The following is a 26,593-nucleotide window of genomic DNA, read 5'->3' on the forward strand; positions in this document are numbered from 1 at the left end:
AAGCAGTTGTTTACCGATGCGCTAACGCGCGGATTTGAGTAGCAGCCAGATAAACACTGGTGCCCCCAATGTGGCGGTGACCACCCCGATAGGCAGTTCAGCCGACGCCAGCGCCAGTCGGGCGACCACATCTGCCAATAGCAGGGCGATAGCCCCGGCCAGCGCGCAGCCGGGAAGTAAAACCCGGTGATCGGTTAAACCACATAAGCGCAGGATGTGCGGAATAACCAGACCGATAAAACCAATCGCCCCCGCCATCGCCACGCTGACGCCCACCATCCAGCCGGTGGCGACGACCAACAAATTGCGCCAGAACCACAGCGGCAGGCCAAGCTGCCGCGCCGAGGTTTCCCCTAGTGCCAGCATATTCAGCGGTTGCGACTGGCAACATATCCAGATCAGTACCGGGATGAGCGCAATCATTAGCCAGCTCTGCTGCCAGTCAACGCCGCCAAATCCTCCCATCATCCAGTACATTAATTGCCGCAGATCGAAAGAGGTGGAAAAATAGATAGCCCACGTCATCAGCGCGCTACAGATAATGCCTAGCGCGACGCCCGCCAACAACAAGCGGCTGGTAGAAAGATGGCGACGCGCAAAACGCAGCAGGATTAACGTAATAATGAGCGCGCCGGCTATAGCGCACAGCCCCAGCGCCCATCCTGGCAGTTGCCCCTGCCCCAGTAAGACGGCGGCAATAAGCCCAACACCGGCCCCATTCGAAACGCCGAGCAGACCCGGTTCAGCAAGTGGGTTTTCAAACAGCGCCTGCATCACGGCGCCAGATAGCGCCAGCGCAGCGCCAACCAGCAATACCGCAAGCGTGCGGGGAAGGCGAATTTGCCAGACAAACAGTTCCCCCCGGGCGCTTAACCAGTCACCGGGGGCAATCCACTGTTCGCCTGCGCATAAGCTCAGAAGTGTAGCCAGTAGCACCAGCAGTGACAGGCTCAGAAGCCAGCGAACGTTTCGTCGCTGTTGTTGGCGGGCAAAAGTCAGCATGTTATCCATTCAGCTGAAAAGAGGTAGCGTGATTTTACGGTGGGTATCCTTTACTTGAAAGAAAAAAGGCCGCAATGCGGCCTTTTTAGTTATACGGGTCATCTTTCAGGCTGACAGATACGCTGTCATCCCGCTGATCTACTTTCGGGATGGCAGCGTATCTGCCGCAATACACCCTGATGGATGTTATGCCTGGATCTGATTACTCTTCTTTGGGCGAAGCGTTTTCGACCCGGCTCTTTAACTTCTGCCCGGGTCTGAAGGTCACCACGCGCCGTGCTGTAATAGGAATATCTTCACCCGTTTTCGGGTTACGCCCCGGACGTTGATTTTTATCACGCAGATCGAAGTTACCAAAACCAGAGAGTTTCACCTGCTCACCGTTTTCCAGAGCACGACGGATCTCTTCGAAAAACAGTTCAACCAGTTCTTTGGCATCCCGCTTGCTAAGCCCAAGCTTATCAAACAGATATTCTGACATTTCAGCTTTTGTAAGCGCCATAGGTTCAATCCCTCAATGATGCCTGGAATCGCTCTTTTAATGCCTCTACACATTTGGCGACGGTAGCGGCAATCTCCTCTTCTTCGAGTGTACGGTTGGTATCCTGAAGGATCAGGCTGATAGCGAGGCTCTTATAACCCTCCGCAACACCCTTACCGCGGTACACGTCAAATAAGTTTACGCCAACTACCTGATTTACGCCAACTTTCTTACATTCGGATAAAATATCCGCTGCGGGAACGTTTTCTGCAACAACAACCGCAATATCGCGACGGTTAGCCGGGAAGCGTGAAATCTCCCGCGCCTGCGGCACGATACGGTCTGCGAGCTTATTCCATTCCAGTTCAAACACCAGCGTACGACCATTCAGATCCAGTTTACGTTCCAGTTCAGGGTGAACAACCCCAATAAAACCAATACGTTCATCTTTCAGATAAATCGCCGCAGACTGTCCCGGATGCAGAGCCGGATTCATCTCCGCCTTAAACTGGATATCACCCAGTTTGCCGGTTAAATCCAGTACTGCTTCCAGATCGCCTTTCAAATCATAGAAATCAACGGTCTCTTTTGCCAGGTTCCAGTGCTCATCATAGCGGTTACCGCAAATCACGCCAGCCAGCATCAGATCCTGTCGAATACCCAGATTGGCTTGTGTATCCGGAACGAAACGTAAACCGGTTTCAAAAATACGCACGCGATTCTGCTGACGGTTTTGGTTATAGACCACCGTCGCCAACAATCCGCTCCACAGAGACAGACGCATCGCCGACATCTCAACGGAGATAGGGTTTGGCAGCAGCAGCGCTTCTGCGCCTGGATGGATGAGCTGTTGTACTTTAGGATCGACAAAGCTATAGGTAATCACTTCCTGATAGCCTTTGTCGTTCAGCATGGTTTTAACCCGCTTCAACGACAGATCGGCTTCACGGTGCGTCCCCATGATTAAACCGGCCTGGATTGGCTCGTCCGGAATATTGTTATAGCCGTAAACGCGGGCAACCTCTTCCACCAGATCTTCTTCAATTTCCATATCGAAACGCCAGGTCGGCGCTACGGCTTTCCACTCGTCCTGCCCTTCGGTCACTTCACAGCCCAGACGACGCAGAATATCACTGACCTGCTCATCCGCAATATGATGCCCGATCAGGCGATCCAGTTTACTGCGACGCAGAGTAATGGTGGCGCGTTTCGGCAACGTTGCTTCGTTGCTCACATCAATTATCGGACCCGCATCACCGCCACAGATATCAAGAAGCAGACGAGTAGCGCGCTCTATCGCTTTATATTGCAGCGCTGGGTCCACCCCGCGCTCGTAGCGGTGAGACGCATCGGTATGCAGACCGTGGCGGCGAGCGCGACCGGTGATAGACAGCGGATTAAAGTACGCACACTCCAGCAGCACATTTTGCGTTTCGCCGTTCACGCCGGAATGTTCGCCGCCAAAAATACCGGCTATCCCCAGCGCCTTATGGTGATCGGCGATCACCAGCGTGTCCGCATTTAACGTCGCTTCGCTACCGTCCAGCAGGACGACGGTTTCACCCTCTTTTGCCATCCGCACGACAATACCGCCATCAATGCGATCTTTATCGAAAGCATGCATTGGCTGACCCAGTTCGAGCAGCACATAGTTCGTGACGTCAACCACCGCATCGATGGAGCGAATACCGCAGCGACGCAGTTTCTCTTTCATCCACAGCGGCGTCGGCGCGTTAACATTGATGCCTTTTACCACCCGGCCCAGATAGCGTGGACACGCATCAGCGGCCTCTACTGTAATCGGCAGCGTATCGCTGATGGTTGCCGTAACCGGCGCCATTTCAGGCTCCTGGAGCGGCGCTTTGTTCAGTACCGCCACATCGCGCGCAACGCCGATGATACCTAAGCAATCCGCACGGTTCGGCGTGACGCTAATTTCGATGGTATTGTCGTCAAGCTTCAGGTATTCACGGATATCGGTACCCAGCGGCGCATCCGCCGGCAGTTCGATAATGCCGCTGTGATCGTCGGAAATCCCCAGTTCGGAGAAGGAGCACAGCATCCCTTCAGACGGTTCGCCGCGCAGTTTCGCCGCTTTAATTTTGAAATCGCCCGGCAGGATGGCGCCAATGGTGGCCACCGCTACTTTCAGCCCCTGACGACAGTTTGGCGCGCCGCAGACGATATCCAACAGGCGTTCTCCGCCAACGTTGACTTTCGTTACACGCAATTTGTCAGCGTTCGGATGCTGGGCGCACTCAACCACTTCCCCAACCACAACGCCATTGAAGCTTCCCGCGACCGGCTCAACGCCGTCTACTTCCAGGCCAGCCATCGTAATCTGGTTAGCCAACGCATCGCTATCAATTGCCGGGTTAACCCACTCGCGTAACCACAGTTCGCTGAATTTCATTGTTTTATCCTGCCTTTATTTAAACTGTTTAAGGAAACGCAGATCGTTTTCGAAGAATGAACGCAGGTCGGTGACGCCGTAACGCAACATGGTCAGACGTTCCATCCCCATACCAAAAGCGAAGCCAGAATAGATTTCCGGATCGATACCGACATTACGCAGCACATTCGGATGCACCATCCCGCAGCCCAGCACCTCCAGCCATTTACCGTTTTTACCCATCACATCCACTTCCGCAGAAGGTTCGGTAAACGGAAAATAAGAAGGACGGAAGCGAATCTGCAGATCCTCCTCAAAGAAATTACGCAGGAAGTCGTGCAGCGTACCTTTGAGGTTGGTGAAGCTGATGTTGGTATCAACAATCAGACCTTCCATCTGATGGAACATCGGAGTATGCGTCTGGTCGTAGTCATTACGGTATACACGGCCCGGCGCAATAATACGGATCGGCGGTTGCTGCGCTTTCATCGTCCGGATCTGGACGCCAGACGTCTGGGTCCGCAGCAGACGGGTCGCGTCAAACCAGAAGGTATCATGATCGGCGCGGGCCGGATGATGACCCGGAATGTTTAACGCATCGAAGTTATGGTAGTCATCTTCGATTTCCGGGCCAGTCGCCACGGTAAAACCAAGCTCGCCGAAGAAACTTTCAATACGGTCAATGGTACGCGTGACCGGATGCAGACCGCCGTTCTCAATACGGCGCCCCGGCAGGGAGATATCGATGGTTTCAGCGGCCAGACGGGCGTTAAGCGCTGCGCTTTCCAGCTCGGCTTTACGCGCGTTAAGAGCCTGTTGTACCTGCTCTTTCGCGGCGTTAATGACTGCCCCGGCTGCCGGACGCTCTTCCGGCGGCAGATCGCGTAGGGTCGTCATCTGAAGGGTTAAATGCCCTTTCTTGCCCAAATATTCGACGCGTACATTGTCTAACGCGGCAACATCTGACGCCTGGTTAATGGCGGCCGCTGCATTGGCAACCAGCTCTGCGAGATGTGACATGGTTTTCCTCATTGTGTCGGTGAAGACACCGGTTCATTGGACGTAATCTCTCGATTTCAGATACAAAAAAAGCCTCCATCAGGAGGCTTTTTTGCGCTGTTTTTCGTTTCGTTTTTCACGCGCTAGCCTCCTGGGATCAGGTGCTAAAGTAAAAAAAGAAACGGAAAATAGCAGCGTTCATGCTTGCGTTACCTTATGTGGTAAAACCGAATATCCTTTATTGAAAAGGGTTACAGGTCAATTGTCAACTCACTGAACAGTAAATAAAAGAGAGGGAGCCAGGCTCCCTCTTTTCACTGGCTTATGCCAGAGCTGCTTTCGCTTTTTCAACCAGCGCGGTGAACGCGACTTTGTCGAATACGGCGATATCAGCCAGGATCTTACGGTCGATTTCAACAGAGGCTTTTTTCAGGCCGTTGATGAATTTGCTGTAAGAAATACCGTTCTGACGTGCTGCTGCGTTGATACGCGCAATCCACAGTTGACGGAACTGACGCTTACGTTGACGACGGTCACGGTAAGCATACTGACCAGCTTTGATAACTGCCTGGAAGGCAACGCGGTATACGCGAGAACGCGCACCGTAGTAGCCTTTGGCTTGTTTCAAAATTTTCTTGTGACGTGCGCGTGCAATTACACCACGTTTTACGCGAGCCATATGTGCTCTCCTGTATCTATTCTAATTAAAAAGTTAAAAACGTTAACGGCTTATGCGTACGGCAGGCACGCGATAACCAGGCCCAGATCGCCTTTAGAAACCATGGCTTTCGGACGCAGGTGACGTTTACGTTTAGTCGCTTTTTTGGTCAGAATGTGACGCAGGTTAGCGTGCTTGTGCTTAAAACCACCTTTACCGGTTTTTTTGAAGCGCTTAGCAGCACCGCGTACGGTCTTAATTTTTGGCATTTTAATAACTTCCACTTCGCATTGTTAATAAACGAAACATAGGCGAACAAAACCTGTGAAGCCCGAAGGCTTCACAGAATTGTTACTTGAAGGCCTTACTGTTTCTTCTTAGGAGCAAGCACCATGATCATCTGACGGCCTTCGATCTTCGTTGGGAAGGATTCGACCACTGCCAGTTCTTGCAAATCGTCTTTCACGCGATTAAGCACTTCCATACCGATTTGCTGGTGGGCCATCTCACGGCCGCGGAAACGCAGCGTGATTTTGGCCTTATCGCCCTCTTCGAGAAAGCGAATCAGGCTGCGGAGTTTTACCTGATAGTCGCCTTCATCTGTCCCAGGACGGAATTTAATTTCCTTCACCTGGATAACTTTTTGCTTTTTCTTCTGTTCCTTAGAAGACTTACTCTTTTCATAGAGGAATTTGCCGTAATCCATTATACGACAAACCGGCGGCTCGGCGTTAGGGCTGATTTCGACTAAGTCTACTCCGGCTTCTTCAGCTTTTTCCAGAGCTTCTCTCAGACTCACAATACCAAGCTGCTCGCCTTCCAGACCTGTTAAGCGAACTTCTTGCGCGCGAATTTCGCTATTAATACGATTCGGACGCGCCGTTTGAACTCGTTTTCCGCCTTTAATACTTTATTCCTCCAGTTGTTGAAGACTGCGGCTGCGAATCTCTTGTTGCAGCTTCTCAATCACGTCATTTACGTCCAGACTGCCCAGGTCTTTACCGCGGCGGGTGCGAACGGCAACTTTGCCTGCTTCCACCTCTTTATCACCACAGACCAACATATAAGGGACACGACGTAAAGTGTGCTCGCGGATTTTAAAGCCAATCTTCTCATTTCTCAAGTCTGCTTTTACACGAATGCCCGCATTTTGTAGTTTCTGCGTCAATTCGTTAACGTATTCAGACTGCGAATCGGTAATATTCATCACGACTACCTGAACAGGCGCGAGCCATGTCGGGAAGAAACCAGCGAACTCTTCGGTCAGGATACCGATGAAGCGTTCCATCGACCCAAGAATCGCACGGTGAATCATTACCGGCACCTTACGCTCGTTGTCTTCGCCTACATAGGAGGCGCTCAGACGAGACGGTAAGGAGAAGTCCAGCTGTACTGTACCGCACTGCCATGCACGATCGAGGCAGTCATATAAGGTAAATTCAATTTTCGGACCGTAGAATGCGCCTTCACCCAGTTGATACTCAAACGGGATATTATTTTCTTCCAGCGCAACCGCCAGATCCGCCTCAGCACGATCCCACATCTCATCGCTGCCGATACGCTTGTCAGGACGAGTGGAAAGCTTGACGACGATCTTCTCGAAGCCAAAGGTGCTGTACATATCGTAGACCATACGAATACAAGCGTTAACTTCATCGCGGATCTGCTCTTCGGTGCAGAAGATATGCGCATCATCCTGCGTAAAGCCGCGTACGCGCATCAGACCATGCAGCGCGCCTGATGGCTCGTTACGGTGGCAGCTACCGAATTCCGCCATACGCAGCGGCAAATCACGATAGGATTTCAGACCCTGGTTAAAGATCTGAACGTGGCCCGGGCAGTTCATCGGCTTGATGCAATATTCGCGGTTTTCTGAAGATGTGGTGAACATCGCATCTTTATAGTTGTCCCAGTGCCCGGTTTTTTCCCACAGCACACGGTCCATCATGAACGGGCCTTTAACTTCTTGATACTGGTACTCTTTGAGTTTAGAACGAACAAAGACCTCCAGCTCGCGGAAGATAGTCCAGCCGTCGTTATGCCAGAACACCATGCCCGGCGCTTCTTCCTGCATATGATACAGGTCGAGCTGCTTACCAATTTTACGGTGGTCGCGTTTTGCGGCCTCTTCCAGGCGCTGCAGATAAGCGTTCAGGGCTTTTTTATCTGCCCATGCCGTACCGTAAATACGTTGCAACATCTTATTATTGCTGTCACCGCGCCAGTATGCGCCGGCAGTTTTCATCAGTTTAAAGTGATGGCAGAAACGCATATTCGGCACGTGCGGACCACGACACATGTCGACATATTCTTCATGATGGTACAAGCCTGGCTTGTCATCATGAGCAATGTTTTCATCAAGAATGGAAACTTTGTAGCTTTCACCACGCTTCACGAAGGTTTCACGCGCTTCGTGCCAGCTGACTTTCTTCTTGATAACGTCGTAATTTTTCTCGGCGAGCTCATGCATCCGCTTTTCGAGCGCTTCGACATCTTCCTGAGTTAGCGTGCGGTCAAGATCAACGTCATAGTAAAAACCGTTGTCGACAACCGGGCCGATCGCCATTTTCGTGTGCGGCCAAAGTTGCTTGATAGCGTGACCTAACAGATGCGCGCAAGAGTGACGAATGATCTCCAGACCCTCTTCATCTTTTGCGGTGATGATGGAAAGCGTCGCATCATTTTCAATCAGATCGGAAGCATCAACCAGCTCGCCATTCACACGGCCCGCAATGGTGGCTTTCGCCAGGCCAGGACCAATGTCCAGAGCAACATCCATCGGGCTTACAGGGTGGTCATAATGGCGTTGGCTGCCATCAGGAAGAGTAATAACAGGCATGTAATATCCTTATTTGCAGTGGTGACCCATACGCAAGATCACATACAAAGAGAAAATGAATTTATTGACAGTGAGTTGTGTATCCATCTAGCCAACCATTGCTAAATTGGCGCACAACCTTCGACACAGACGAAAATCGCTATTTTCGTCCGGCATGACGATGGTAACACTAAAAAAAGGGAGATTGCATCTTTCTGTTCTACAGAACCTGAATCCCAACACACTACCCAGCACGCGTATCGTTAATGATGTACATGGTCACTCTGAGTCTCGACTTACTGCCACCGTATGAGTCATTCACATCAGATAGCTTTCGACGACCGCTATCTATATTCTTCAGATGGGGACCTGGCAGCATGCGATAACGCACAATACGAAACCCACTTTCCAAAGCACATACCAGCAAAGAGCCATTACATGCTGCTATGAAGCTTCTATAACTAGCAACGTCTCCCTTATGATGCCGTACTTGTAATTCGTCTGTGTTGCTTGAAGTATGTCGCGGCACGATGTGAGATGAGTTACTCGTCGAGTGATAGCCCTTTCTCTGTATAGCCTTTTACAGGACTCGGGAACCTCATGATGAACCTTCGAATACTGCTGTATATAAACACAGTAACAATCATGCGTAATTATCAAAAGCATTTACATTGCTTGATGTTTGTGCTGCAAACGCTTGATAGCTTCATGCTATCGGAGGCGCAGTAGATAGGAGTGTTAATGAGTGTTAATATGTCAATAACACGGTTTTGATATCGGGAAGATAGTGATGAGTAATGATTATAGACTACCAGATTCAGAATATCTTGCCAGAAGATTTTCCGTACCACACCTTGTTTGCCTGATGGCAATATTATTAATATTTTCAATACTAAGCATTTTTTCTAAAGGCTCTATATGCTTATAATTTCATACATTGTATTATGCTTATTATTTATAGTTTATCTCTATACTCTTTCCGTAAGAATTGAGGGGAAAATAATAAATGTAATGGTCCCATACCTGATAATAACAGTGCCTACACTGTACGTGTTTGAAGGTATATTTGTATACCTCTCAGAGGTGCGGAAGTATACAGTGGAATATTTGTTTTTCTATACTTGCTATATAACATACATAGCATCATTTGTTATTTCTTATCTTTACACACAAAGAAAACCCATATACAACAAATCAAACACAAAAAATAAACCAAGGTATGTGTTTACTTCATTGTTATTCACCTTCCTTGCTTTTATCATTTACCTTCCAGTGTTGATGGAGTTCAGAGAGTACATACTTAGCCCAAGAAGAATATACGAATTAACCAGAACAGGGTATGGTATATACTTCTATCCTTCATTAATGTTTTCTCTTGTCGCTTCTATTTGCGCGTTCTTTACATACAAAAAATCAAAGTTATTTTGTATTTCCATAGTTTTATTTAACTGTATACTTATTTTCTTGCATGGTAACAAAGGACCAATATTTAGTATATTTATAGCATTCATCCTTTACCTTTCATATATTGAAAATAAAAAAATTAAATTTATGTTCCTGGTGAAATCGTTTGCTGTTATAGCAGTCATTGTAACGGCATTCTTTGCATATACGTTTACTGATGGGAATCCGATAGAAAATATGGCGAATTACTCGGATTATACCCGTAATGCTGTTCTTGTTGCTTCCTCAAACTTTGACTTTATGTATGGAAAATTACTAATGGAGAGCGAGGTTTACTCGAGGATTCCGAGGGCTATTTGGCCTGATAAGCCTGAAGATTTTGGCGCATTGTATCTGGCAAAAGTATTTTTCCCTGATGCATTCTACAGAAATCAGGGCGCTCCTGCTTTCGGGTATGGTGAACTATACGCAGATTTCGGGCTTTTTACACCAGTTTGGTTAGTTATATCTGGAGTATTTAAAGGCGTCCTGGCTAAGTATTTCTCCAATAAAACTCAGGAAACAAAGTCAGCGCATTATTTCATAATGTTCCTATTTTGCATTGGAATAAGTGTGATTCCTGTTAGCATGGGATGGTTGTTCCCTGAGCATTTGATGATTGCCTTTATGGTATACATTGCATCTTCCTTTGTTTTTTCAGCGCATATAAGATTCGTTTTACTAAGAAGCGATAAATAATTTATACGGCGGCAATGCCGCCGTTTTATTTAGTTTTGGAGCGTAAATCTTGTTGGGTTTGCTGAACAGCATTACCAACGTAAATTACTTTTGATGCATTCATGATAGTGCTTGAGTTTCCTAATAATGATTTATGAATAGCCCCTCAATTATGTATTTCTCGCCGCCGGTTATTATTAGTCCTGCCGCTACTCCGCCCTAATCCACATCTACTCATATGCGGATCATCCCGATGATTATCACCGTAATATAATCTACCATTGATACCAATAAACGCTGTGTTATGAATGACAGTTCCCTGCTTAAGTTAGATTAGGTACACACATCTTACGGCACGAAAGGGATCAATGTGAAACGGTATGAAACATATATATGCGTTATTACTAGTAATAACGCGGAACTGGTGAAACAGGTTTAAACGAACGTGAATGGATGTGAATGAAGGATAGTACTTATACGCAAGATCACATACAAAGAGAAAATGAATTTATTGACAGTGAGTTGTGTATCCATCTAGCCAACCATTGCTAAATTGGCGCACAACCTTCGACACAGACGAAAATCGCTATTTTCGTCCGGCATGACGATGGTAACACTAAAAAAAGGGAGATTGCATCACTCTGTAGCAAATCAAGGCCCTTGACAGAGTTTTTCCATTATCTTTCCACGCGCCGTATAGCGCTTCTCATCGACAACCTAACTTCTGCGCCAGACTCCCCTTTGTTGTTTTCACCTCGCTGGCTACCGCTTCAGGCAAGGCAGACCACAGCGTCAGCACTGGCTTCATTTTATGTTCGATAGCGTCCACGGTAACCTGATAGTCGCAAAAATTCGCCGAACGGGGCGTATTCTGATCCATAATAAACGCAGCGTAATTTCCTTCACTTTTTGACGGCGCCGTTCCGGTGAATAAAACCTTCCAGTACCCGCTGGGAATCTCTACCGTCGCATCTTCTGGCAATGTGGCGATATGCCGCTCAAAAAGGGGGCCGGTCACTACGTGCACTACAGATACATCAGCCTGTTTGGCAAGTTCGCGCACCCGGTTTTCCAGTGCAGCCCATGCTCCCTGGTTCAGGGCGGATTTCTGCGGCGTAATATTCGATAAATAATTTAACGACGGCCAGTCCGAAACGCCGCCCAATCCTGCCAACGGCGCCTGGTGTCCCCTGTCGACTTTTAATAGCGTATGGGCATTTTTATAGGCCGAAGGGGCCAACGTATCCGAGGGCGGTAAATCGGGGTCCTGCGCCCAGTTCCGCGGGCGACCGCTTGCCTGGCTGGTCTTTGTCACGCTATAGGCAACCCAGTTGGCAAATTTCGTGGCGCTATTATTATTGAGCGTATAGACATGGCGATAGATTGTTTGTTGACTTCCTCCTTGAGGACAGCCAACGCTACAGTTATCAGGTTGCTGAACGAGTACGTTACGATGGGGTAACTCGGGTGCCGATGTTGTATCCTGGGGAGGATACGATGTAGTACATGCGCTTAATAATACTACGGGCAGTAATTTTAGCAGATTAATGGTTTTATTCATTTTTTCTTCCTTAATAATAACTGCCCTAATAATTCAGGTAGCAATAATTTGGTTATATTACCCTGCCAGCCGTTAGATGCGCTCATCATTAAAGACAACACTATCACGGTAAAAATTAATAACAGATAAACATCGAAGCCATCAAAGAAAATGAGCTCAAAAGAATACAACGTGATATCCATATTGATACCAAAAAACATCGTATTATATGCATAATCGTGAAGCCAATAATTTCTCGCACTCAGATAGCGAATGAAAAATGGATATTCAATAATATCTGGCGCATGTTTTTTAACACCATTTTTCAACATTAAGGCAACGTATCCTCTCAATGACTCGCTGCTGGCAGGAGTTTAGTTATATTTAAAGGTTTAATAGGCACTGCGCATCATGCTGCTGTGCTTATTACTTTGTAAAAATAAGAGTATTCACTTTCATATTCAGGGGTAAAAAGTGAACAAATACAGCTATTGCGCAACGATGATTGCCGCCATACTCAGTACGACCACAATGGCCAATGCCAGTAGCCTTGCTATTTCAGTGGCGAATGATGATGCAGGTATATTTCAACCATCCTTAAATGCCCTTTATGGGCACCCGGCTGCAGACCGGGGTGATTATACTGCCGGGCTCTTTTTAGGCTACAGCCACGATCTCACTGACGACAGTCAACTCTCTTTTCATATCGCGCAAGATATTTATTCTCCATCAGGCGCCAATAAGAGAAAGCCTGAAGCCGTCAAAGGCGACCGCGCGTTCAGCGCCTTTCTTCATACCGGACTGGAGTGGAATTCATTAGCCACCAATTGGTTACGTTATCGTTTAGGTACCGATATTGGCGTTATTGGTCCTGACGCAGGCGGTCAGGAGGTTCAGAATCGGGCGCATCGAATAATAGGCGCAGAAAAATACCCTGCCTGGCAGGATCAAATTGAAAACCGTTATGGTTACACGGCAAAAGGAATGGTCTCCCTTACGCCAGCTATTGATATTCTGGGTGTCAATGTGGGCTTCTATCCAGAAGTCTCTGCTGTCGGCGGCAATCTCTTCCAGTATTTGGGGTACGGCGCAACCGTTGCGCTGGGAAATGATAAGACCTTCAACTCTGATAATGGGTTTGGGTTACTGTCCCGCCGAGGGTTAATACACACTCAAAAAGAGGGATTGATCTATAAAGTATTTGCTGGCGTTGAGCGCAGGGAAGTTGATAAAAACTACACGTTACAGGGGAAAACGCTGCAAACAAAAATGGAAACGGTGGATATTAATAAAACCGTGGATGAATATCGCGTCGGTGCCACCATCGGCTATTCTCCCGTCGCATTTTCTCTTTCTTTAAACAAAGTCACGTCGGAATTTCGCACCGGAGACGACTATTCTTATATCAACGGCGACATCACCTTCTTCTTCTGAGGCGTCACCACGGAATAACCGGGTTACGTAACGTAACCCGGCGCAATATTACATCTTATAGCCCAGCGTTACCGTAGTGCGGCGATCGGTATGTTCAGGCGCTGATTCAGGCGGCTGCGAGTTCCACGTTAAATTATACCCCACCTTTAGACCAAAATGTTCGTTAATGGCGACATTGAGGGCTGTTTCCGAATTTAGTGTGGTGTCTTCTGCGCCAAATACTGACACCCCCTGTGTAAACTTAGCATTGTCAGTTAACTGCCAGGCATAGCTGCCGGAAGCATAACCCAACGGCTGCGTTTCAGTAGTATCGTCCGTATGTTCGTCATAGCGAACCCCAGGACCGAATTCAAAACGGAAGCTGTGCACTGGACCATTAAGGAACTGCCGCCCGTAACCGGCGGTCAGTACGTCGCGCTGACGATAACCGTTGAAACGGTCTGTCAGCCAACTGGCCTGGCCAAAGGTATAATCATAATCCGTCATATTAAAACGGTTACGCGCGCCTATCGCATATTTTTCTGAAGAGCGCTCATCATTAGAGGAGGTATTGCTGGCATTGCCCCATAATGACCAGGCGGTACGTTGTCCATACCAGGTCATCGCCGTGTCAGCCGTTAAGGAAGAACTTTTAGTATTGCCTGACTGAGCAAGGTAGCCCGCATTCAGATTACCTTCAAAAGGTTTTTTCGCGGTGGAGGGATCATCCATGACAGTAAAAACGGAATCATCGGCGGCGGCATACAGAGACGCGAACACGCCACCCGCCAGCATAACTACAGCGGGTACTGCCTTCAAAAGCTTCATTTATATAGAGTCCGTACAACTAAAAAAGAGACCACGACGGTCCCGGAAACTTTCATAGGGATCAATGACAAACGCCCCTGGAAAGGTAGCGAATTATAAGAAGCCCCGAATAACATAGCAATCAATTACTATTTCATTTTTTGAATAAGAACCCTCCCGAAGCATTCATTTATTTATATAACTTTACATCGTACTTCTTTAAATAAAGATCCGGAAAATCATATTGTTAATTCCTTCACTTTCCGGGGATTAAGTGCCAGACTGAAATCAGCCTAACAGGAGGTAACGATGGTACGTATCTATACGTTGACGCTTGCGCCCTCTCTCGATAGCGCAACAATCACGCCGCAAATTTATCCCGAAGGTAAACTGCGGTGCTCCGCGCCGGTATTCGAACCCGGCGGCGGGGGTATTAATGTCGCTCGCGCCATTGCGCATCTTGGCGGCGCCGCGACCGCAATTTTCCCGGCTGGCGGCGCTACCGGCGAACATCTGGTCGCACTACTGGCTGACGAAAATGTCCCCGTGTCTACCGTCGATGCGAAGGACTGGACGCGTCAGAACCTGCACGTCCACGTCGAGTCCAGCGGCGAACAATATCGTTTTGTTATGCCCGGTGCCACGCTGGACGATGACGAATTTCGCCAGCTTGAAGAACAGGTACTGGAAATTGAATCCGGGGCAATTCTGGTTATCAGCGGCAGCCTTCCGCCCGGCGTTAAGGTCGAGAAACTCACGCAACTGATTTCCGCCGCGCAGAAGCAAGGCATTCGCTGCATTATTGATAGCTCTGGCGACGCGCTCACCGCTGCGTTGGCGCTTGGCGATATCGAACTGGTGAAACCTAACCTGAAAGAATTGAGCGCGTTAGTCAATCGCGATCTGACGCAGCCTGATGATGTGCGTAAAGCGGCCCAGGAATTAGTGCAAAGCGGCAAGGCTCGCCGGGTAGTGGTCTCTCTGGGGCCGCAAGGGGCGCTGGGCATAGACAGTGAGAATTGCATCCAGGTTGTTCCTCCCCCGGTGAAAAGTCAAAGTACTGTCGGCGCAGGCGACAGTATGGTGGGCGCGATGACGTTAAAACTGGCGCAAGACGCGTCGCTGGAAGAGATGGTGCGCTTCGGTGTGGCGGCAGGCAGCGCCGCTACGCTCAATCAAGGTACGCGTTTGTGTTCTCGTGACGATACCCAAAAAATATACGCCTATCTTTCCGCGCAATAATCGTTTCCCCCTCGCCGAGGGGGATACCGGAAAATCGGTTAACGGGCGGCGCATCCGCCGCTGTTAAAAACACAGTTGCTCCCAACGAGGTGAACGATGGCCAGTGGCGATATTACCCGTTATGTTATTACCGTAACCTTCCATGAAGATTCCCTGACCGAGATTAACGAACTCAATAACCATCTGACGCGTAGCGGTTTTTTGCTGACATTAACGGACGATGAAGGGAATGTGCATGAGCTCGGCACCAATACGTTTGGCTTTGTTAGCGCTCAGAGCGCTGATGAAATCAAAGCGCTTGTCGCCGGACTTGCGAAAAGCGCGTTAGATAAGGATGTCGACATTACCGTGGCGACCTGGGAGGCGTGGAGTAAAAACGCACAATAAGTGCCATTCCCGCCGCGGCGCGTCCGCGATGTGCGTTAGTTCGTATTTTTCAACCGCATTTTTGCGCTAACCTTATGATCTGGCAGACAACGTGGGGAGAGACATTATGTGGCAAGCTATCAGTCGTCTTTTAAGCGAGCAAGTCGGTGAAGGCGAAATCGAACTGCGTAATGAACTGCCAGGCGGAGAAGTTCATGCCGCATGGCATTTACGTTATGCAGGCCATGATTTTTTCGTGAAGTGCGATGAACGAGAAATGCTCCGCGGTTTTACCGCAGAAGCCGATCAGCTGGAGCTGCTCTCCCGCAGTAAAACCGTTGTTGTGCCTAAGGTATGGGCGGTAGGTTCGGATCGGGATTACAGCTTTTTAGTCATGGACTACCTCTCGCCCCGCCCGCTGGATGCCCATAATGCGTTTATTCTTGGGCAACAGCTGGCGCGCCTGCACCAATGGAGCGACCAACCTCAATTCGGCCTCGATTTTGATAACGCGCTCTCTACCACACCGCAGCCGAATACCTGGCAACGCCGTTGGTCGACTTTTTTCGCCGAACAGCGCATTGGCTGGCAGCTTGAACTCGCCGCGGAAAAAGGCATTACCTTTGGTAATATTGACGCCATTGTTGAACATGTTCAGCAACGTCTGGCGTCGCATCAACCGCAGCCTTCTCTTTTGCATGGCGATCTATGGTCGGCGAACTGCGCGCTTGGCCCTGACGGCCCCTATATCTTCGATCCAGCCTGCTATTGGGGCGACAGAGAATGCGATCTGGCGATGCTGCCGCTGCATACCGATCAGCCACCGCAGATTTATGACGGCTATCAGTCCGTTTCGCCGCTACCGCTGGATTTTCTCGACAGGCAGCCGATTTACCAGCTCTACACCCTGCTTAATCGGGCAAGGCTGTTTGGCGGTCAGCACCTGGCTACTGCGCAAAAAGCGATGGATCGGCTGCTTGCGGTATAGGTACAGCCCATGCCGGATACGGGCTATCCGGCATTTTTCAGTTTACATGAAGCCTAACAAGGAAAAGAAAAAGTAGCCGAGCACGATAATAATGACCGGCAAAATATAGAGCGGGAAAAACTGTAAAAAGATGGTATGGTGCGGCACCACGATACGTGACTCTATCTGCTCACGCGTTAGTCCTTCCGCGCCTTTTGCTTTTTCCAGGATCAACTGATCTTCCACGCCTTCACGTAAAAAACGTGACTGGCGGCTCATTCTGGCGCCGGAATCCTGCATCGCCAGCCCGACAAAAATCAGAATAAAAATGAGCCAGAAACCGATATTCAGGTTTCCCTGAAAATTCGGCGTCGGCGAGTTGTACCAAAAAACATTCAGAAACGGCGTATTCACGCGCATCATGTCTATCATTACGTGGGTAAAATCCAGCATTACCGCATTTATCCCCTCCTGCTTTTCACTGTGCGCATACATAAATTTAAGGACTGAGATGAGCGTGGAAAGCAGTGCCGGAATAAAAATAACCCACCCAACAACTCTTTTTAGGATTGCAATGCGTCCAGCTTGTTGATACGTCATGAGTTCCCCTTGATAAAGACGCGTCGTTTTGGCCTAAGTCTACCTGTTAATTCCCGTTTTCGCCTGATCTTTAAGGGCGATATACTAAGAACATGGTCATAATGAACGCTTAATTCGTTATTTTTTAATCTCAACAGGAGAGGTTGTGATGTCAACCCCACGTCAAATTCTTGCTGCAATTTTCGATATGGATGGACTACTGATCGATTCCGAACCGCTCTGGGATCGCGCTGAACTGGACGTGATGGCAAGTTTAGGCGTAGATATTACTCGGCGCCATGAGTTACCAGACACGCTTGGGCTACGCATTGATATGGTTGTCGATCTCTGGTTTGCGCAGCAACCGTGGAGCGGCCCCGATCGCCAGGAAGTGACAAACCGTGTTATTGCCCGCGCGATTACGCTTATCGAAGAGACGCGCCCTCTTTTGCCGGGTGTGCGCGAGGCCGTGGCACTGTGTAAAGCGCAGGGGTTATTAGTGGGGCTTGCCTCGGCATCGCCGCTGCATATGCTGGAAAAAGTGCTCACCATGTTTGAACTGCGCGACAGTTTTGACGCGCTGGCTTCTGCGGAAAAATTGCCCTACAGCAAACCGCACCCGCAGGTCTATCTGGATTGTGCGGCCAAATTAGGCGTTGATCCATTAACCTGCGTGGCGCTGGAAGATTCGGTGAATGGTTTAATCGCGGCAAAGGCGGCGCGAATGCGCGCCATTGTGGTGCCAGCAGAAGAAAACCAGCATGATCCGCGCTTTGCGCTGGCGAATGTCAAACTTAACTCACTGACAGAGCTGACGGCGGCGCATCTACTCGGTTAAGATGTTTCCGAAACAAAGTCAACGGGCAATTAGCCGCTGAGCCAGACGGCAAGCGGCTTTGACAGAGACAAAGAGTTACAACGTCACCACTTCCGCCTACTGTATAAAAACCCTATACTGTATGAATTGACAGTTTAATGGGTTTTATCATGACGGCGGAAGGACATCTTCTTTTTTCTATAGCCAGCGCGGTTTTCGCCAAGAATGCCGAGTTAACGCCCGTCCTTGCACACGGCGACTGGTGGCATATTATTCCTTCGGCTATTTTGACCTGTCTGCTGCCGGATATCGACCACCCCAAATCTTTTCTTGGTCAGCGCCTGAAATGGGTATCGAAACCGATCGCCCGCGCATTCGGTCACCGGGGGTTTACCCATAGTCTGCTGGCGGTCTTTGCCCTACTGGCGACCTTTTATCTCAAGGTTCCGGATACGTGGATTATCCCGGCGGATGCGCTGCAAGGCATGGTACTCGGCTATTTAAGCCATATCGTCGCGGATATGCTCACCCCCGCAGGCGTTCCCTTACTGTGGCCGTGCCGCTGGCGTTTCCGCCTGCCTATTCTGGCGCCGCGCAAAGGCAATCAACTGGAGCGATTTTTATGTATGGCGTTGTTTGCCTGGGCGGTGTGGATGCCGCAGTCCATGCCGGAAAACAACGTCATACGCTGGTCTTCGCAGATGATCACTATCCTGCAAATGCAGTTCAATCGTTTTATAAATCACCAGATTGATTAGTAAATCAACGCCAAAGTCATTTTTGGCATAAACCATTCCATTTGAATATAAGAGCCAGCTCACAGTTCTGCTAATCTTGCGCGAACAGAATCGCTAAAACACAGCGCTTCATAATAAAAAAATCAGGAGAACGGGGATGAATTTTCCATTAATTGCGAACATTGCGGTGTTCGTCATTCTGCTGTTTGTACTGGCGCAGGCCCGTCATAAACAGTGGAGTCTGGCTAAAAAAGTGCTTGTCGGCCTTGTGATGGGCGTGGTCTTTGGTCTGGCCCTGCACACCATTTATGGCGCTGACAGTCAGGTGTTAAAAGACTCCATTCAGTGGTTCAATATTGTCGGCAACGGCTATGTGCAATTGCTACAAATGATTGTGATGCCGCTGGTATTCGCCTCTATTTTAAGCGCCGTGGCACGACTGCATAACGCCTCTCAATTGGGGAAAATCAGTTTTCTGACTATCGGCACGCTGCTGTTTACTACCCTTATCGCAGCGCTGGTGGGCGTGCTGGTCACCAATCTGTTCGGACTGACGGCGGAAGGTCTGGTTCAGGGCGGCGCGGAAACCGCGCGTCTGAATGCCATTGAGACGAGCTATGTCGGCAAAGTGGCCGATCTCAGCGTGCCGCAACTGGTGCTGTCTTTTGTACCGAAAAATCCGTTTGCGGATCTGACTGGCGCAAATCCTACGTCTATTATCAGCGTGGTGATTTTCGCCGCATTCCTGGGCGTGGCCGCGCTTAAACTGCTGAAAGATGATGCGCCAAAAGGCGAGCGTGTGCTTGTTGCTATCGATACCCTGCAAAGCTGGGTGATGAAGCTGGTGCGTCTGGTGATGCAACTTACGCCTTATGGCGTACTGGCGCTGATGACGAAAGTGGTTGCCGGCTCTAATCTGCAGGACATCATTAAGCTTGGAAGCTTCGTGGTAGCGTCATATCTTGGTCTGGCGATAATGTTTGTGGTTCACGGCATACTATTGGGCGTGAACGGGATTAGCCCGCTGAAATATTTCCGCAAGGTGTGGCCGGTGCTGACATTTGCCTTTACCAGCCGCTCCAGCGCCGCCTCCATTCCACTTAATGTGGAAGCGCAAACCCGCCGCCTGGGCGTGCCGGAGTCCATCGCCAGCTTTGCTGCCTCTTTTGGCGCGACCATCGGCCAAAACGGTTGTGCCGGTCTTTATCCTGCGATGTTGGCGGTAATGGTTGCGCCGACGGTCGGCATCAACCCCTTAGACCCCGTATGGATAGCCACGCTGGTGGGTATCGTTACCGTAAGTTCGGCGGGTGTTGCCGGCGTTGGCGGCGGCGCGACCTTCGCCGCGCTGATTGTGCTGCCTGCCATGGGCTTACCGGTCACGCTGGTCGCGCTGTTAATCTCCGTCGAACCGTTGATTGATATGGGCCGTACCGCACTGAACGTGAGTGGCTCAATGACCGCGGGTACGCTGACCAGCCAGTGGCTGAAACAGACCGATAAAACCATTCTCGATAGCGAAGAAGACGCTGAACTGGCGCATCGATAATACATTATCGGGAGTTCACATCGTCTGAGACACGACGATCAGCAACTCAAAATGTCTGTCACTAAAAACGCCGGTCTCCAGTACCGGCGTTTTGTTTTTTTCTTAGTCAGCGATTTCGTTTTCCTGGCGAACCTGATTCGCCCAACGCTGCGCCGATTCTGGCACGCTAAAGGCGGGCGACCGTTGAAATGACTCCCCCGTCAGAACAAAGGCAACATATTTACCGCGCAGTATCCAGACGTCGCGAAACGTATCCATTTTTATCGCATGTTCCGGCGGCGCGGGTTCAACACGCGGAATATAGCTAATAATCTGGCGATTTTGCTGGCGAAGAGGTTTCATCATTAATGCTTCACTAAAAGAGGCTAAGAGCCTATCCCATTAGGGCTATTTTACTTGCCATTTTGGTCCTGGGCAGTGCTCAAAATCCTCACGTACTACGTGTACGCTCCGGTTTTTGCGCGCTGTCCGTGTCCAAACTGGCTGCGCCAATAACGCCTACTGGGATAGGCTCTAAGGCTAAAAATCAGAAAAACACTATTTTAGCCGATCTTCGCCCCCGACGTCCTGTTCCGCGCGTGCGATTTCCCTATTGAGCCTTGTCTGCCGTTCCGCTCTCCCCCGGCATAATTGCTGAAATGTTCTATAGTTAGAGTGATTTTGACTACTACCACGCCCATTTCAGTGATGAAAGCAGGAGACGAGTTCAATGTCGCATAATGAGAAATCCCCCCATCAGTCCCCCGTGCATGATACCCGTGAATCACAGCCCGGCCTGGACTCCCTGGCGCCGTCAGACGGTTCACATCGCCCCACGCCAGAACCGACGCCGCCGGGCGCGCAACCAACGGCCCCCGGCAGCTTAAAAGCGCCCGAGACCGCGAATGATAAGCTCACTGCCCTCGACGCCTTTCGTAAAGGCAGCGAAAATTATGCGCTGACCACCAATCAGGGCGTGCGCATCGCCGACGATCAAAATTCTCTTCGCGCCGGCAGCCGTGGCCCTACGCTGTTGGAAGATTTTATCCTGCGCGAGAAAATTACCCACTTTGACCATGAGCGTATCCCGGAGAGGATCGTTCACGCCCGCGGATCAGCAGCGCACGGCTATTTTCAGCCATATAAAGACCTGAGCGACATCACGAAAGCCGCGTTTCTGTGCGATCCACAGAAAATTACCCCGGTCTTTGTTCGCTTTTCGACAGTACAGGGCGGCGCGGGGTCTGCTGATACCGTACGTGATATCCGCGGTTTTGCGACCAAATTTTATACCGAAGAGGGAATTTTCGATCTCGTCGGTAATAACACGCCGATCTTTTTTATCCAGGATGCGCATAAGTTTCCGGATTTTGTGCACGCCGTTAAGCCCGAACCACATTGGGCTATTCCGCAAGGGCAGAGCGCGCACGACACCTTCTGGGACTATGTTTCCTTACAGCCTGAGACGCTGCACAACGTCATATGGGCAATGTCGGATCGCGGTATTCCACGGAGTTATCGGACGATGGAAGGGTTCGGCATTCACACCTTCCGTCTGATCAATGCGCAAGGGAAAGCGACCTTTGTCCGTTTCCACTGGAAACCGTTGGCAGGTAAAGCCTCGCTGGTGTGGGATGAGTCACAAAAACTGACCGGTCGCGATCCGGATTTTCACCGCCGGGATCTGTGGGAGGCCATCGAAGCGGGCGATTTCCCGGAATACGAGCTGGGCCTACAACTCATTGCCGAAGAGGATGAATTTAAATTCGATTTTGATCTGCTCGATCCGACCAAACTGATTCCGGAAGAGTTGGTGCCAGTACAACGCGTCGGCAAAATGGTGTTAAACCGTAATCCGGATAACTTTTTCGCTGAAAACGAACAGGCGGCATTTCATCCAGGACATATTGTTCCCGGCATTGATTTTACCAACGATCCGCTGTTACAGGGGCGTCTGTTCTCTTATACCGACACGCAAATCAGTCGCCTGGGCGGGCCAAACTTCCACGAAATTCCGATTAACCGCCCTACCTGCCCCTACCATAACTTCCAGCGTGACGGTATGCACCGGATGGATATCGACACCAATCCGGCGAACTATGAACCGAACTCCATTAATGACAACTGGCCGCGCGAAACGCCGCCAGCGCCAAAACGCGGCGGCTTCGAATCATACCAGGAACGCGTGGATGGCAATAAAATCCGCGAACGCAGCCCCTCTTTCGGTGAATATTACTCGCATCCTCGCCTGTTCTGGCTCAGTCAGACGCCGATAGAACAGCAGCATATTATTGACGCGTTCAGCTTTGAACTGGGTAAAGTCGCCCGCGCGTATATTCGGGAGCGGGTGGTCGATCAGTTAGCGCATATTGATGTTACGCTGGCTGAGGGCGTCGCGCATAATCTCGGTTTTGCACTCACCCAAGAGCAAACGCAAATTGCCCCGCCTCCTGATGTCAACGGTCTGAAAAAAGATCCGGCGCTCAGCCTGTATGCGGTGCCGGACGGCGATGTTAAAGGCCGCGTGGTCGCTATCCTGCTGAACGACAAGGTTAACGCCGCCGATCTGCTGACCATTTTGCAGGCTTTAAAAGCTAAAGGCGTCCACGCAAAACTGCTCTATTCACGGATGGGTGAAGTAACGGCTGATGACGGTTCAACATTAACTATTGCGGCAACCTTTGCCGGCGCGCCGTCGCTAACGGTCGATGCGGTAATAGTACCGTGCGGCAATATTGCCGATATCGAAAGTTGCGGCGATGCCCGTTACTACCTTCTGGAAGCCTACAAACATCTGAAGCCCATCGCACTGGCAGGCGACGCCCGACGGTTTAAGGCGCTTTTAAACATTGATAGCCAGGGGGAAGAAGGACTTGTTGAGGCAGATAACGTTGACCACCACTTTATGGACACTCTGCTGACGCTGATGGCGGCACACCGTGTCTGGTCGCGTGCGGGGAAAATTAACGCGATTCCTGCATAAACGGCAAAAAATGCGGCGCATTCTTGCGCCGCAAACTCAGGAGCTAAATATCAAGAAAACTGCCAGGACGATATCCACGTTCCGCAATCGCTGCCTTGAGTGACGCAGACGTCAACACCTCCAGTTCAGTTAAGCGGGGGTAACAATAGGCGCTCTGGCGAATAATGTTATCCACAAACGCCGGATGACACATCACCTCCAGAGAGGCTTCTCCTCGATGCGCCGAGGCATCCAGAATGCGTAAAAAGCACGCTTCGGTGATCTCCTCGCCGTAAAATTCACTACTAAATCCTTGAGTGCTGCGCAAATCCGACGGCAGATCGTCGGCGTTCAACACCGTCTGGCGGTCAATACGTAACGCAATCCCGCGCTGCGCCGCAAAGCGGGCGACGATGGGGAAAATTTGCGGGAACATATGCACATGATGGTGACTGTCGAGATGCGTTGGCTCGCGGCCAAATACGTCGATGAAACGCTGATACTGACACGCCAGTTCATGCGCAATTTCATCCAGCGGAAGCGTATCCTCCTCCGCCATTTGCCAGATCCATTTCCCCAACAGGCCGTCTCGCGTCAGGCCCGGCATCTCTGACACCGGTTTGCCTAACGTCAAAACAAAATGCATTCCCACCCCAAGCGCAGGCAGCTCGCGGCTAAGCTGCGCCGCATGGTCAATAGCCTCGCCATTGACCAGCGCCGTCGTGGAGGTCACAACGCCGTTGCGATATGCTTCAACAATGCCGTAATTTTGCCCTTTACTCAGGCCAAAATCATCGGCATTCACAATCAACACGCGTTCCATAGCCTACCTCTGTCAGTGGTGCTTACCTTTCAGCGCTTCGATGCAAGCGGCAAAATTAGGCAGCCATTTTTCATGCGCCAGAATGAGCTCACGCGCCAGGACTTCTGCGTCGCGGTCGGAATGCACCAGCGGACTCAGGTTAAGCGCCAGCAGCACATCATTAAAGTTTCCGCTCAGCGCCGCATTGCTGGCCGCGACCTCAAATCCTTTAATCGTGTGGATAAGCCCCAGCACTTTTTCGTCAAAACGGGTGATACGCGGGTGCGGCGTCGCGCCATTGCGTCCCAGAATGCAGGTCATTTCCACCGCCCAGTCCGCCGGGATATTCTCGACATGCCCATGATGTGGAATATTAACGTAATGCTCAGTCTGCTTGTCATTATAAATAGCGTTAATGACTTCACAAGCGGCATCAGAATAATAAGCGCCGCCGCGTTGCTCAAGCTCTTTCGGCTTCACGTTTAGCTCAGGATTTTTGTACAAGTCGAAGAGTTGTTTCTCCACTTTCTGTACGACCTGAGCGCGCGCGCCGCCTTTGTAATATTCGCCCATTTCAATCGCCAACATCTCTTTTTGCTTGAAGTAATACAACAAATAAGAGCACGGCAGCATGTTCAGCGAGCGAATCAATCCTTCACTAAACGGCAGATCAAAGATATTTTTTACGGTTGACGCTTTCAACTGACCGGACGCCACGCCATCCAGTAATTCTGCGAACCGTGAGGTGCCATTCACCAGCACATCTTTAATAAAGACCATATGGTTTAGACCAAACAGGTCAATGGAAAGATCGTCATTCTCATTCAGCGCCAGCACGTCATGAATAAACATTTTCATGCCGACAGGAATATTACATACGCCGATGAATTTTTTAAAGTTGGTATGACGATAAACCGCTTCCGTCACCATCCCCGCCGGGTTAGTAAAGTTAATGACCCACGCATTCGGACATAATTCTTCAACATCCTTAATGATGTCAAAAATAACCGGAATGGTACGCAACCCTTTAAATAAACCGCCAGCGCCGTTGGTTTCTTGCCCCAGATAGCCGTGGCTAAGCGGGATACGCTCGTCCAGTTCACGGGCTTTGAGTTGACCAACGCGTAGCTGGGTAGTGACAAAATTAGCGTCTTTCAGCGCTTCCCGGCGATCCAGCGTTTTATACAATTTTAGCGGAACGCCTGCTTTATTAATCATTCGCTGGCAGAGATCATAAATAATGTCCAGCTTCTCTTTCCCGTCTTCAACATCAACCAGCCATAATTCGGTGACAGGTAATTCATGGTAGCGCTTAATAAAGCCTTCAAGTAATTCAGGGGTGTAGCTGCTCCCGCCACCAATAGTGACGACTTTTAATTTCTGGCTCATAATATCTCCCTTCAGTGTATGACACTGATATGTATTACGCTATGCCCGCTCGTAAGAAATAGCGTGACGTTCCCCGCGCTATTGGGGCAAGCGTGAAATGTAATTAATCGAGCAATGCAAACCGTTACTCATTAATTTCCGTCAATCGTTTCCGATAACTATTCGGCGTAAATGAGGTCATCTTCTTAAACGTTTTAATAAACAGACTTGGACTACTATACCCGGCTTCATAAGCAATATCCGTAACCGAATAGTTGGTCATTTCCAACTGTTTCTTGGCAAAGTTAATGCGAATCTCATTAATGATTTGCATCGGCGTTTTGCTGTAATAACGTCGGGTGGCGCGCGTCAGATACTCCTGGGATTTTGCCGACAGGCGCACCATATTTTCCAGCGCATGTTCGCCAAACTGCGTTTTATCATGCATTATCTCCACGGTTGCTTTCAGCCATTGTGGAATATCATCATAAACCTGCTCTTCGCGGTAATGACGTAAGCGGTTTATAATATAAAATGTCACCACTTCGATAAATTCGTCGAGTCCATTGCCGCGAAAATTCAACGACGCAATCACCGTTTCAATATAGGTAAGGAAGGTGCTATTCGCCCTGTATACCTGCGATGCCACAAAACAAAACGGCAGTAACGGAAGATAATGCTGTTCAAAAAAACGTTTACTAATTCCTACGTTCAGAATACGCGTTGCGCCAAACTCATAGAAACTTTGGTGATTCGACCCCACCGGGATAAAAACAAAATCTCCACGTTCCAGCAGCACACGCTTCCCGTTAATCTCCTGGTAATAACGTCCGGTTAATACCAGGGTAAATTCATAGTAGTCGTGCTGATGCAGCCCGGTGACGCTTTCCGTCTTGTTATAGATAAACACATGGAAATTTTTGCCATTGAAGAGCTGCTGCTCATAAACCGTTTTGATTTCCGTTGCGTTAACCTGTAGCTGCATCATCCGCCC

At 49.7% G+C, this 26,593-nt stretch carries 26 protein-coding genes, 1 pseudogene and 1 other annotated feature; of the genes and pseudogenes, 9 read left to right on the top strand and 18 right to left on the bottom strand.

The window, feature by feature from the left end:
• Window positions 1-21: 21 nt before the first annotated feature.
• The 9 genes from btuC to thrS all read right to left on the bottom strand — a co-directional run bounded on the left by btuC (window position 22) and on the right by thrS (window position 8,371).
• Window positions 22-1,002 carry a vitamin B12 ABC transporter permease BtuC gene (btuC, locus tag ABVN44_RS00800; RefSeq protein ID WP_000954984.1) on the bottom strand — a complete coding sequence of 327 codons (981 nt, stop codon included), beginning with the start codon at window positions 1,000-1,002 and terminating at the stop codon, window positions 22-24.
• Between the two features lie 202 nt (window positions 1,003-1,204).
• Window positions 1,205-1,504, bottom strand: coding sequence for an integration host factor subunit alpha (gene ihfA / locus ABVN44_RS00805; RefSeq protein ID WP_001229266.1), 300 nt, complete (start codon window positions 1,502-1,504; stop codon window positions 1,205-1,207).
• 4 nt (window positions 1,505-1,508) lie between these two features.
• Entirely contained in the window at window positions 1,509-3,896 is a 2,388-nt protein-coding gene (gene pheT / locus ABVN44_RS00810; protein ID WP_000672402.1) for a phenylalanine--tRNA ligase subunit beta, read from the bottom strand.
• Between the two features lie 15 nt (window positions 3,897-3,911).
• The gene (pheS, locus tag ABVN44_RS00815; protein ID WP_000018570.1) at window positions 3,912-4,895 is read right to left on the bottom strand and encodes a phenylalanine--tRNA ligase subunit alpha; all 984 of its coding nucleotides are present in this window, start codon (window positions 4,893-4,895) and stop codon (window positions 3,912-3,914) included.
• Window positions 4,896-4,957: 62 nt separating this feature from the next.
• Window positions 4,958-5,081 (bottom strand) — a sequence feature (Phe leader region).
• Window positions 5,032-5,076: a pheST operon leader peptide PheM gene (pheM, locus tag ABVN44_RS00820; RefSeq protein ID WP_001386830.1), complete on the bottom strand. Its 45-nt coding sequence runs from the start codon at window positions 5,074-5,076 to the stop codon at window positions 5,032-5,034. Its footprint overlaps the feature before it by 45 nt.
• Before the next feature lie 115 nt (window positions 5,082-5,196).
• Window positions 5,197-5,553, bottom strand: coding sequence for a 50S ribosomal protein L20 (gene rplT, locus ABVN44_RS00825; RefSeq protein WP_000124850.1), 357 nt, complete (start codon window positions 5,551-5,553; stop codon window positions 5,197-5,199).
• 50 nt (window positions 5,554-5,603) lie between these two features.
• The gene (gene rpmI, locus ABVN44_RS00830; protein WP_001124225.1) at window positions 5,604-5,801 is read right to left on the bottom strand and encodes a 50S ribosomal protein L35; all 198 of its coding nucleotides are present in this window, start codon (window positions 5,799-5,801) and stop codon (window positions 5,604-5,606) included.
• 95 nt (window positions 5,802-5,896) lie between these two features.
• A complete protein-coding gene (gene infC, locus ABVN44_RS00835) occupies window positions 5,897-6,439 on the bottom strand; it encodes a translation initiation factor IF-3 (protein ID WP_001574431.1) in 543 nt (180 codons plus the stop codon).
• Window positions 6,440-6,442: 3 nt separating this feature from the next.
• Window positions 6,443-8,371 (bottom strand): threonine--tRNA ligase, encoded by a 1,929-nt coding sequence (gene thrS, locus ABVN44_RS00840; protein ID WP_001144226.1) that lies wholly within the window; start codon window positions 8,369-8,371, stop codon window positions 6,443-6,445.
• 897 nt (window positions 8,372-9,268) lie between these two features.
• Here thrS and ABVN44_RS00845 point away from each other — a divergent pair.
• On the top strand, window positions 9,269-10,492 hold the full coding sequence (locus ABVN44_RS00845; protein ID WP_023182074.1) for an O-antigen polymerase: 1,224 nt from the start codon (window positions 9,269-9,271) through the stop codon (window positions 10,490-10,492).
• Window positions 10,493-10,799: 307 nt separating this feature from the next.
• Here the strand turns inward: ABVN44_RS00845 and ABVN44_RS00850 are convergent.
• The 3 genes and pseudogenes from ABVN44_RS00850 to ABVN44_RS00860 all read right to left on the bottom strand — a co-directional run bounded on the left by ABVN44_RS00850 (window position 10,800) and on the right by ABVN44_RS00860 (window position 12,343).
• Window positions 10,800-11,005: pseudogene (locus ABVN44_RS00850) on the bottom strand (hypothetical protein).
• 172 nt (window positions 11,006-11,177) lie between these two features.
• The gene (locus ABVN44_RS00855; RefSeq protein WP_129339445.1) at window positions 11,178-12,032 is read right to left on the bottom strand and encodes a DNA/RNA non-specific endonuclease; all 855 of its coding nucleotides are present in this window, start codon (window positions 12,030-12,032) and stop codon (window positions 11,178-11,180) included.
• Window positions 12,029-12,343, bottom strand: a complete 315-nt coding sequence (locus ABVN44_RS00860) for a hypothetical protein (protein ID WP_023231433.1) — start codon at window positions 12,341-12,343, stop codon at window positions 12,029-12,031. Before ABVN44_RS00860 ends, ABVN44_RS00855 begins: the two co-directional genes overlap by 4 nt.
• A gap of 142 nt (window positions 12,344-12,485) precedes the next feature.
• On the opposite strand from ABVN44_RS00860, the gene ABVN44_RS00865 reads away from it, so the two are divergent.
• Window positions 12,486-13,445, top strand: coding sequence for a lipid A deacylase LpxR family protein (locus ABVN44_RS00865; RefSeq protein WP_023231432.1), 960 nt, complete (start codon window positions 12,486-12,488; stop codon window positions 13,443-13,445).
• A gap of 48 nt (window positions 13,446-13,493) precedes the next feature.
• Here the strand turns inward: ABVN44_RS00865 and ABVN44_RS00870 are convergent, their stop codons facing one another.
• Window positions 13,494-14,252 carry a YdiY family protein gene (locus ABVN44_RS00870; protein ID WP_000770979.1) on the bottom strand — a complete coding sequence of 253 codons (759 nt, stop codon included), beginning with the start codon at window positions 14,250-14,252 and terminating at the stop codon, window positions 13,494-13,496.
• Window positions 14,253-14,540: 288 nt separating this feature from the next.
• Between ABVN44_RS00870 and pfkB the strand changes: the two genes are divergently transcribed.
• From pfkB to ABVN44_RS00885, 3 genes are all read left to right on the top strand, one after another.
• A complete protein-coding gene (gene pfkB, locus ABVN44_RS00875) occupies window positions 14,541-15,473 on the top strand; it encodes a 6-phosphofructokinase II (RefSeq protein ID WP_000251697.1) in 933 nt (310 codons plus the stop codon).
• Window positions 15,474-15,569: 96 nt separating this feature from the next.
• On the top strand, window positions 15,570-15,860 hold the full coding sequence (gene ghoS / locus ABVN44_RS00880) for a type V toxin-antitoxin system endoribonuclease antitoxin GhoS (protein ID WP_000146133.1): 291 nt from the start codon (window positions 15,570-15,572) through the stop codon (window positions 15,858-15,860).
• 106 nt (window positions 15,861-15,966) lie between these two features.
• Window positions 15,967-16,827: a fructosamine kinase family protein gene (locus ABVN44_RS00885; protein ID WP_000267686.1), complete on the top strand. Its 861-nt coding sequence runs from the start codon at window positions 15,967-15,969 to the stop codon at window positions 16,825-16,827.
• A gap of 42 nt (window positions 16,828-16,869) precedes the next feature.
• Here the strand turns inward: ABVN44_RS00885 and ABVN44_RS00890 are convergent, their stop codons facing one another.
• A complete protein-coding gene (locus ABVN44_RS00890; protein WP_023231501.1) occupies window positions 16,870-17,406 on the bottom strand; it encodes a YniB family protein in 537 nt (178 codons plus the stop codon).
• Window positions 17,407-17,554: 148 nt separating this feature from the next.
• Here ABVN44_RS00890 and hxpB point away from each other — a divergent pair, with 148 nt between their 5' ends.
• The 3 genes from hxpB (at window position 17,555) to tcyP (ending at window position 20,488) form a co-directional block, all read left to right on the top strand.
• On the top strand, window positions 17,555-18,223 hold the full coding sequence (gene hxpB, locus ABVN44_RS00895) for a hexitol phosphatase HxpB (RefSeq protein WP_000106854.1): 669 nt from the start codon (window positions 17,555-17,557) through the stop codon (window positions 18,221-18,223).
• 137 nt (window positions 18,224-18,360) lie between these two features.
• On the top strand, window positions 18,361-18,960 hold the full coding sequence (locus ABVN44_RS00900; RefSeq protein WP_000505804.1) for a metal-dependent hydrolase: 600 nt from the start codon (window positions 18,361-18,363) through the stop codon (window positions 18,958-18,960).
• Window positions 18,961-19,096: 136 nt separating this feature from the next.
• Window positions 19,097-20,488, top strand: a complete 1,392-nt coding sequence (gene tcyP, locus ABVN44_RS00905; protein ID WP_001010662.1) for a cystine/sulfocysteine:cation symporter — start codon at window positions 19,097-19,099, stop codon at window positions 20,486-20,488.
• Window positions 20,489-20,590: 102 nt separating this feature from the next.
• On the opposite strand, the gene cedA is transcribed toward tcyP, so the two are convergent.
• The gene (gene cedA / locus ABVN44_RS00910) at window positions 20,591-20,833 is read right to left on the bottom strand and encodes a cell division activator CedA (RefSeq protein ID WP_000977510.1); all 243 of its coding nucleotides are present in this window, start codon (window positions 20,831-20,833) and stop codon (window positions 20,591-20,593) included.
• Window positions 20,834-21,197: 364 nt separating this feature from the next.
• Between cedA and katE the strand changes: the two genes are divergently transcribed.
• Window positions 21,198-23,450, top strand: a complete 2,253-nt coding sequence (katE, locus tag ABVN44_RS00915) for a catalase HPII (RefSeq protein WP_023231503.1) — start codon at window positions 21,198-21,200, stop codon at window positions 23,448-23,450.
• A 43-nt stretch (window positions 23,451-23,493) separates the two neighbouring features.
• Here katE and chbG read toward each other — a convergent pair whose 3' ends face one another.
• The 3 genes from chbG to chbR form a co-directional block, all read right to left on the bottom strand.
• Window positions 23,494-24,252 carry a chitin disaccharide deacetylase gene (gene chbG / locus ABVN44_RS00920; RefSeq protein WP_000442730.1) on the bottom strand — a complete coding sequence of 253 codons (759 nt, stop codon included), beginning with the start codon at window positions 24,250-24,252 and terminating at the stop codon, window positions 23,494-23,496.
• 12 nt (window positions 24,253-24,264) lie between these two features.
• On the bottom strand, window positions 24,265-25,620 hold the full coding sequence (locus ABVN44_RS00925; protein WP_023231504.1) for a 6-phospho-beta-glucosidase: 1,356 nt from the start codon (window positions 25,618-25,620) through the stop codon (window positions 24,265-24,267).
• 124 nt (window positions 25,621-25,744) lie between these two features.
• Window positions 25,745-26,587, bottom strand: a complete 843-nt coding sequence (gene chbR / locus ABVN44_RS00930) for a transcriptional regulator ChbR (RefSeq protein ID WP_000983393.1) — start codon at window positions 26,585-26,587, stop codon at window positions 25,745-25,747.
• Window positions 26,588-26,593: the final 6 nt, after the last annotated feature.

This window comes from Salmonella sp. SJTUF15570 (assembly GCF_043357055.1).
Lineage (GTDB): Bacteria > Pseudomonadota > Gammaproteobacteria > Enterobacterales > Enterobacteriaceae > Salmonella > Salmonella enterica.

Coding starts and splice junctions, on each gene's coding strand:
- btuC (WP_000954984.1), bottom strand. CDS start 1,002: ATGCTGACTTTTGCCCGCCAACAACAGCGACGAAACGTTCGCTGGCTT.
- ihfA (WP_001229266.1), bottom strand. CDS start 1,504: ATGGCGCTTACAAAAGCTGAAATGTCAGAATATCTGTTTGATAAGCTT.
- pheT (WP_000672402.1), bottom strand. CDS start 3,896: ATGAAATTCAGCGAACTGTGGTTACGCGAGTGGGTTAACCCGGCAATT.
- pheS (WP_000018570.1), bottom strand. CDS start 4,895: ATGTCACATCTCGCAGAGCTGGTTGCCAATGCAGCGGCCGCCATTAAC.
- rplT (WP_000124850.1), bottom strand. CDS start 5,553: ATGGCTCGCGTAAAACGTGGTGTAATTGCACGCGCACGTCACAAGAAA.
- rpmI (WP_001124225.1), bottom strand. CDS start 5,801: ATGCCAAAAATTAAGACCGTACGCGGTGCTGCTAAGCGCTTCAAAAAA.
- thrS (WP_001144226.1), bottom strand. CDS start 8,371: ATGCCTGTTATTACTCTTCCTGATGGCAGCCAACGCCATTATGACCAC.
- ABVN44_RS00845 (WP_023182074.1), top strand. CDS start 9,269: ATGCTTATAATTTCATACATTGTATTATGCTTATTATTTATAGTTTAT.
- ABVN44_RS00855 (WP_129339445.1), bottom strand. CDS start 12,032: ATGAATAAAACCATTAATCTGCTAAAATTACTGCCCGTAGTATTATTA.
- ABVN44_RS00860 (WP_023231433.1), bottom strand. CDS start 12,343: ATGTTGAAAAATGGTGTTAAAAAACATGCGCCAGATATTATTGAATAT.
- ABVN44_RS00870 (WP_000770979.1), bottom strand. CDS start 14,252: ATGAAGCTTTTGAAGGCAGTACCCGCTGTAGTTATGCTGGCGGGTGGC.
- pfkB (WP_000251697.1), top strand. CDS start 14,541: ATGGTACGTATCTATACGTTGACGCTTGCGCCCTCTCTCGATAGCGCA.
- ghoS (WP_000146133.1), top strand. CDS start 15,570: ATGGCCAGTGGCGATATTACCCGTTATGTTATTACCGTAACCTTCCAT.
- ABVN44_RS00885 (WP_000267686.1), top strand. CDS start 15,967: ATGTGGCAAGCTATCAGTCGTCTTTTAAGCGAGCAAGTCGGTGAAGGC.
- ABVN44_RS00890 (WP_023231501.1), bottom strand. CDS start 17,406: ATGACGTATCAACAAGCTGGACGCATTGCAATCCTAAAAAGAGTTGTT.
- hxpB (WP_000106854.1), top strand. CDS start 17,555: ATGTCAACCCCACGTCAAATTCTTGCTGCAATTTTCGATATGGATGGA.
- ABVN44_RS00900 (WP_000505804.1), top strand. CDS start 18,361: ATGGGTTTTATCATGACGGCGGAAGGACATCTTCTTTTTTCTATAGCC.
- tcyP (WP_001010662.1), top strand. CDS start 19,097: ATGAATTTTCCATTAATTGCGAACATTGCGGTGTTCGTCATTCTGCTG.
- cedA (WP_000977510.1), bottom strand. CDS start 20,833: ATGATGAAACCTCTTCGCCAGCAAAATCGCCAGATTATTAGCTATATT.
- katE (WP_023231503.1), top strand. CDS start 21,198: ATGTCGCATAATGAGAAATCCCCCCATCAGTCCCCCGTGCATGATACC.
- chbG (WP_000442730.1), bottom strand. CDS start 24,252: ATGGAACGCGTGTTGATTGTGAATGCCGATGATTTTGGCCTGAGTAAA.
- ABVN44_RS00925 (WP_023231504.1), bottom strand. CDS start 25,620: ATGAGCCAGAAATTAAAAGTCGTCACTATTGGTGGCGGGAGCAGCTAC.
- chbR (WP_000983393.1), bottom strand. CDS start 26,587: ATGATGCAGCTACAGGTTAACGCAACGGAAATCAAAACGGTTTATGAG.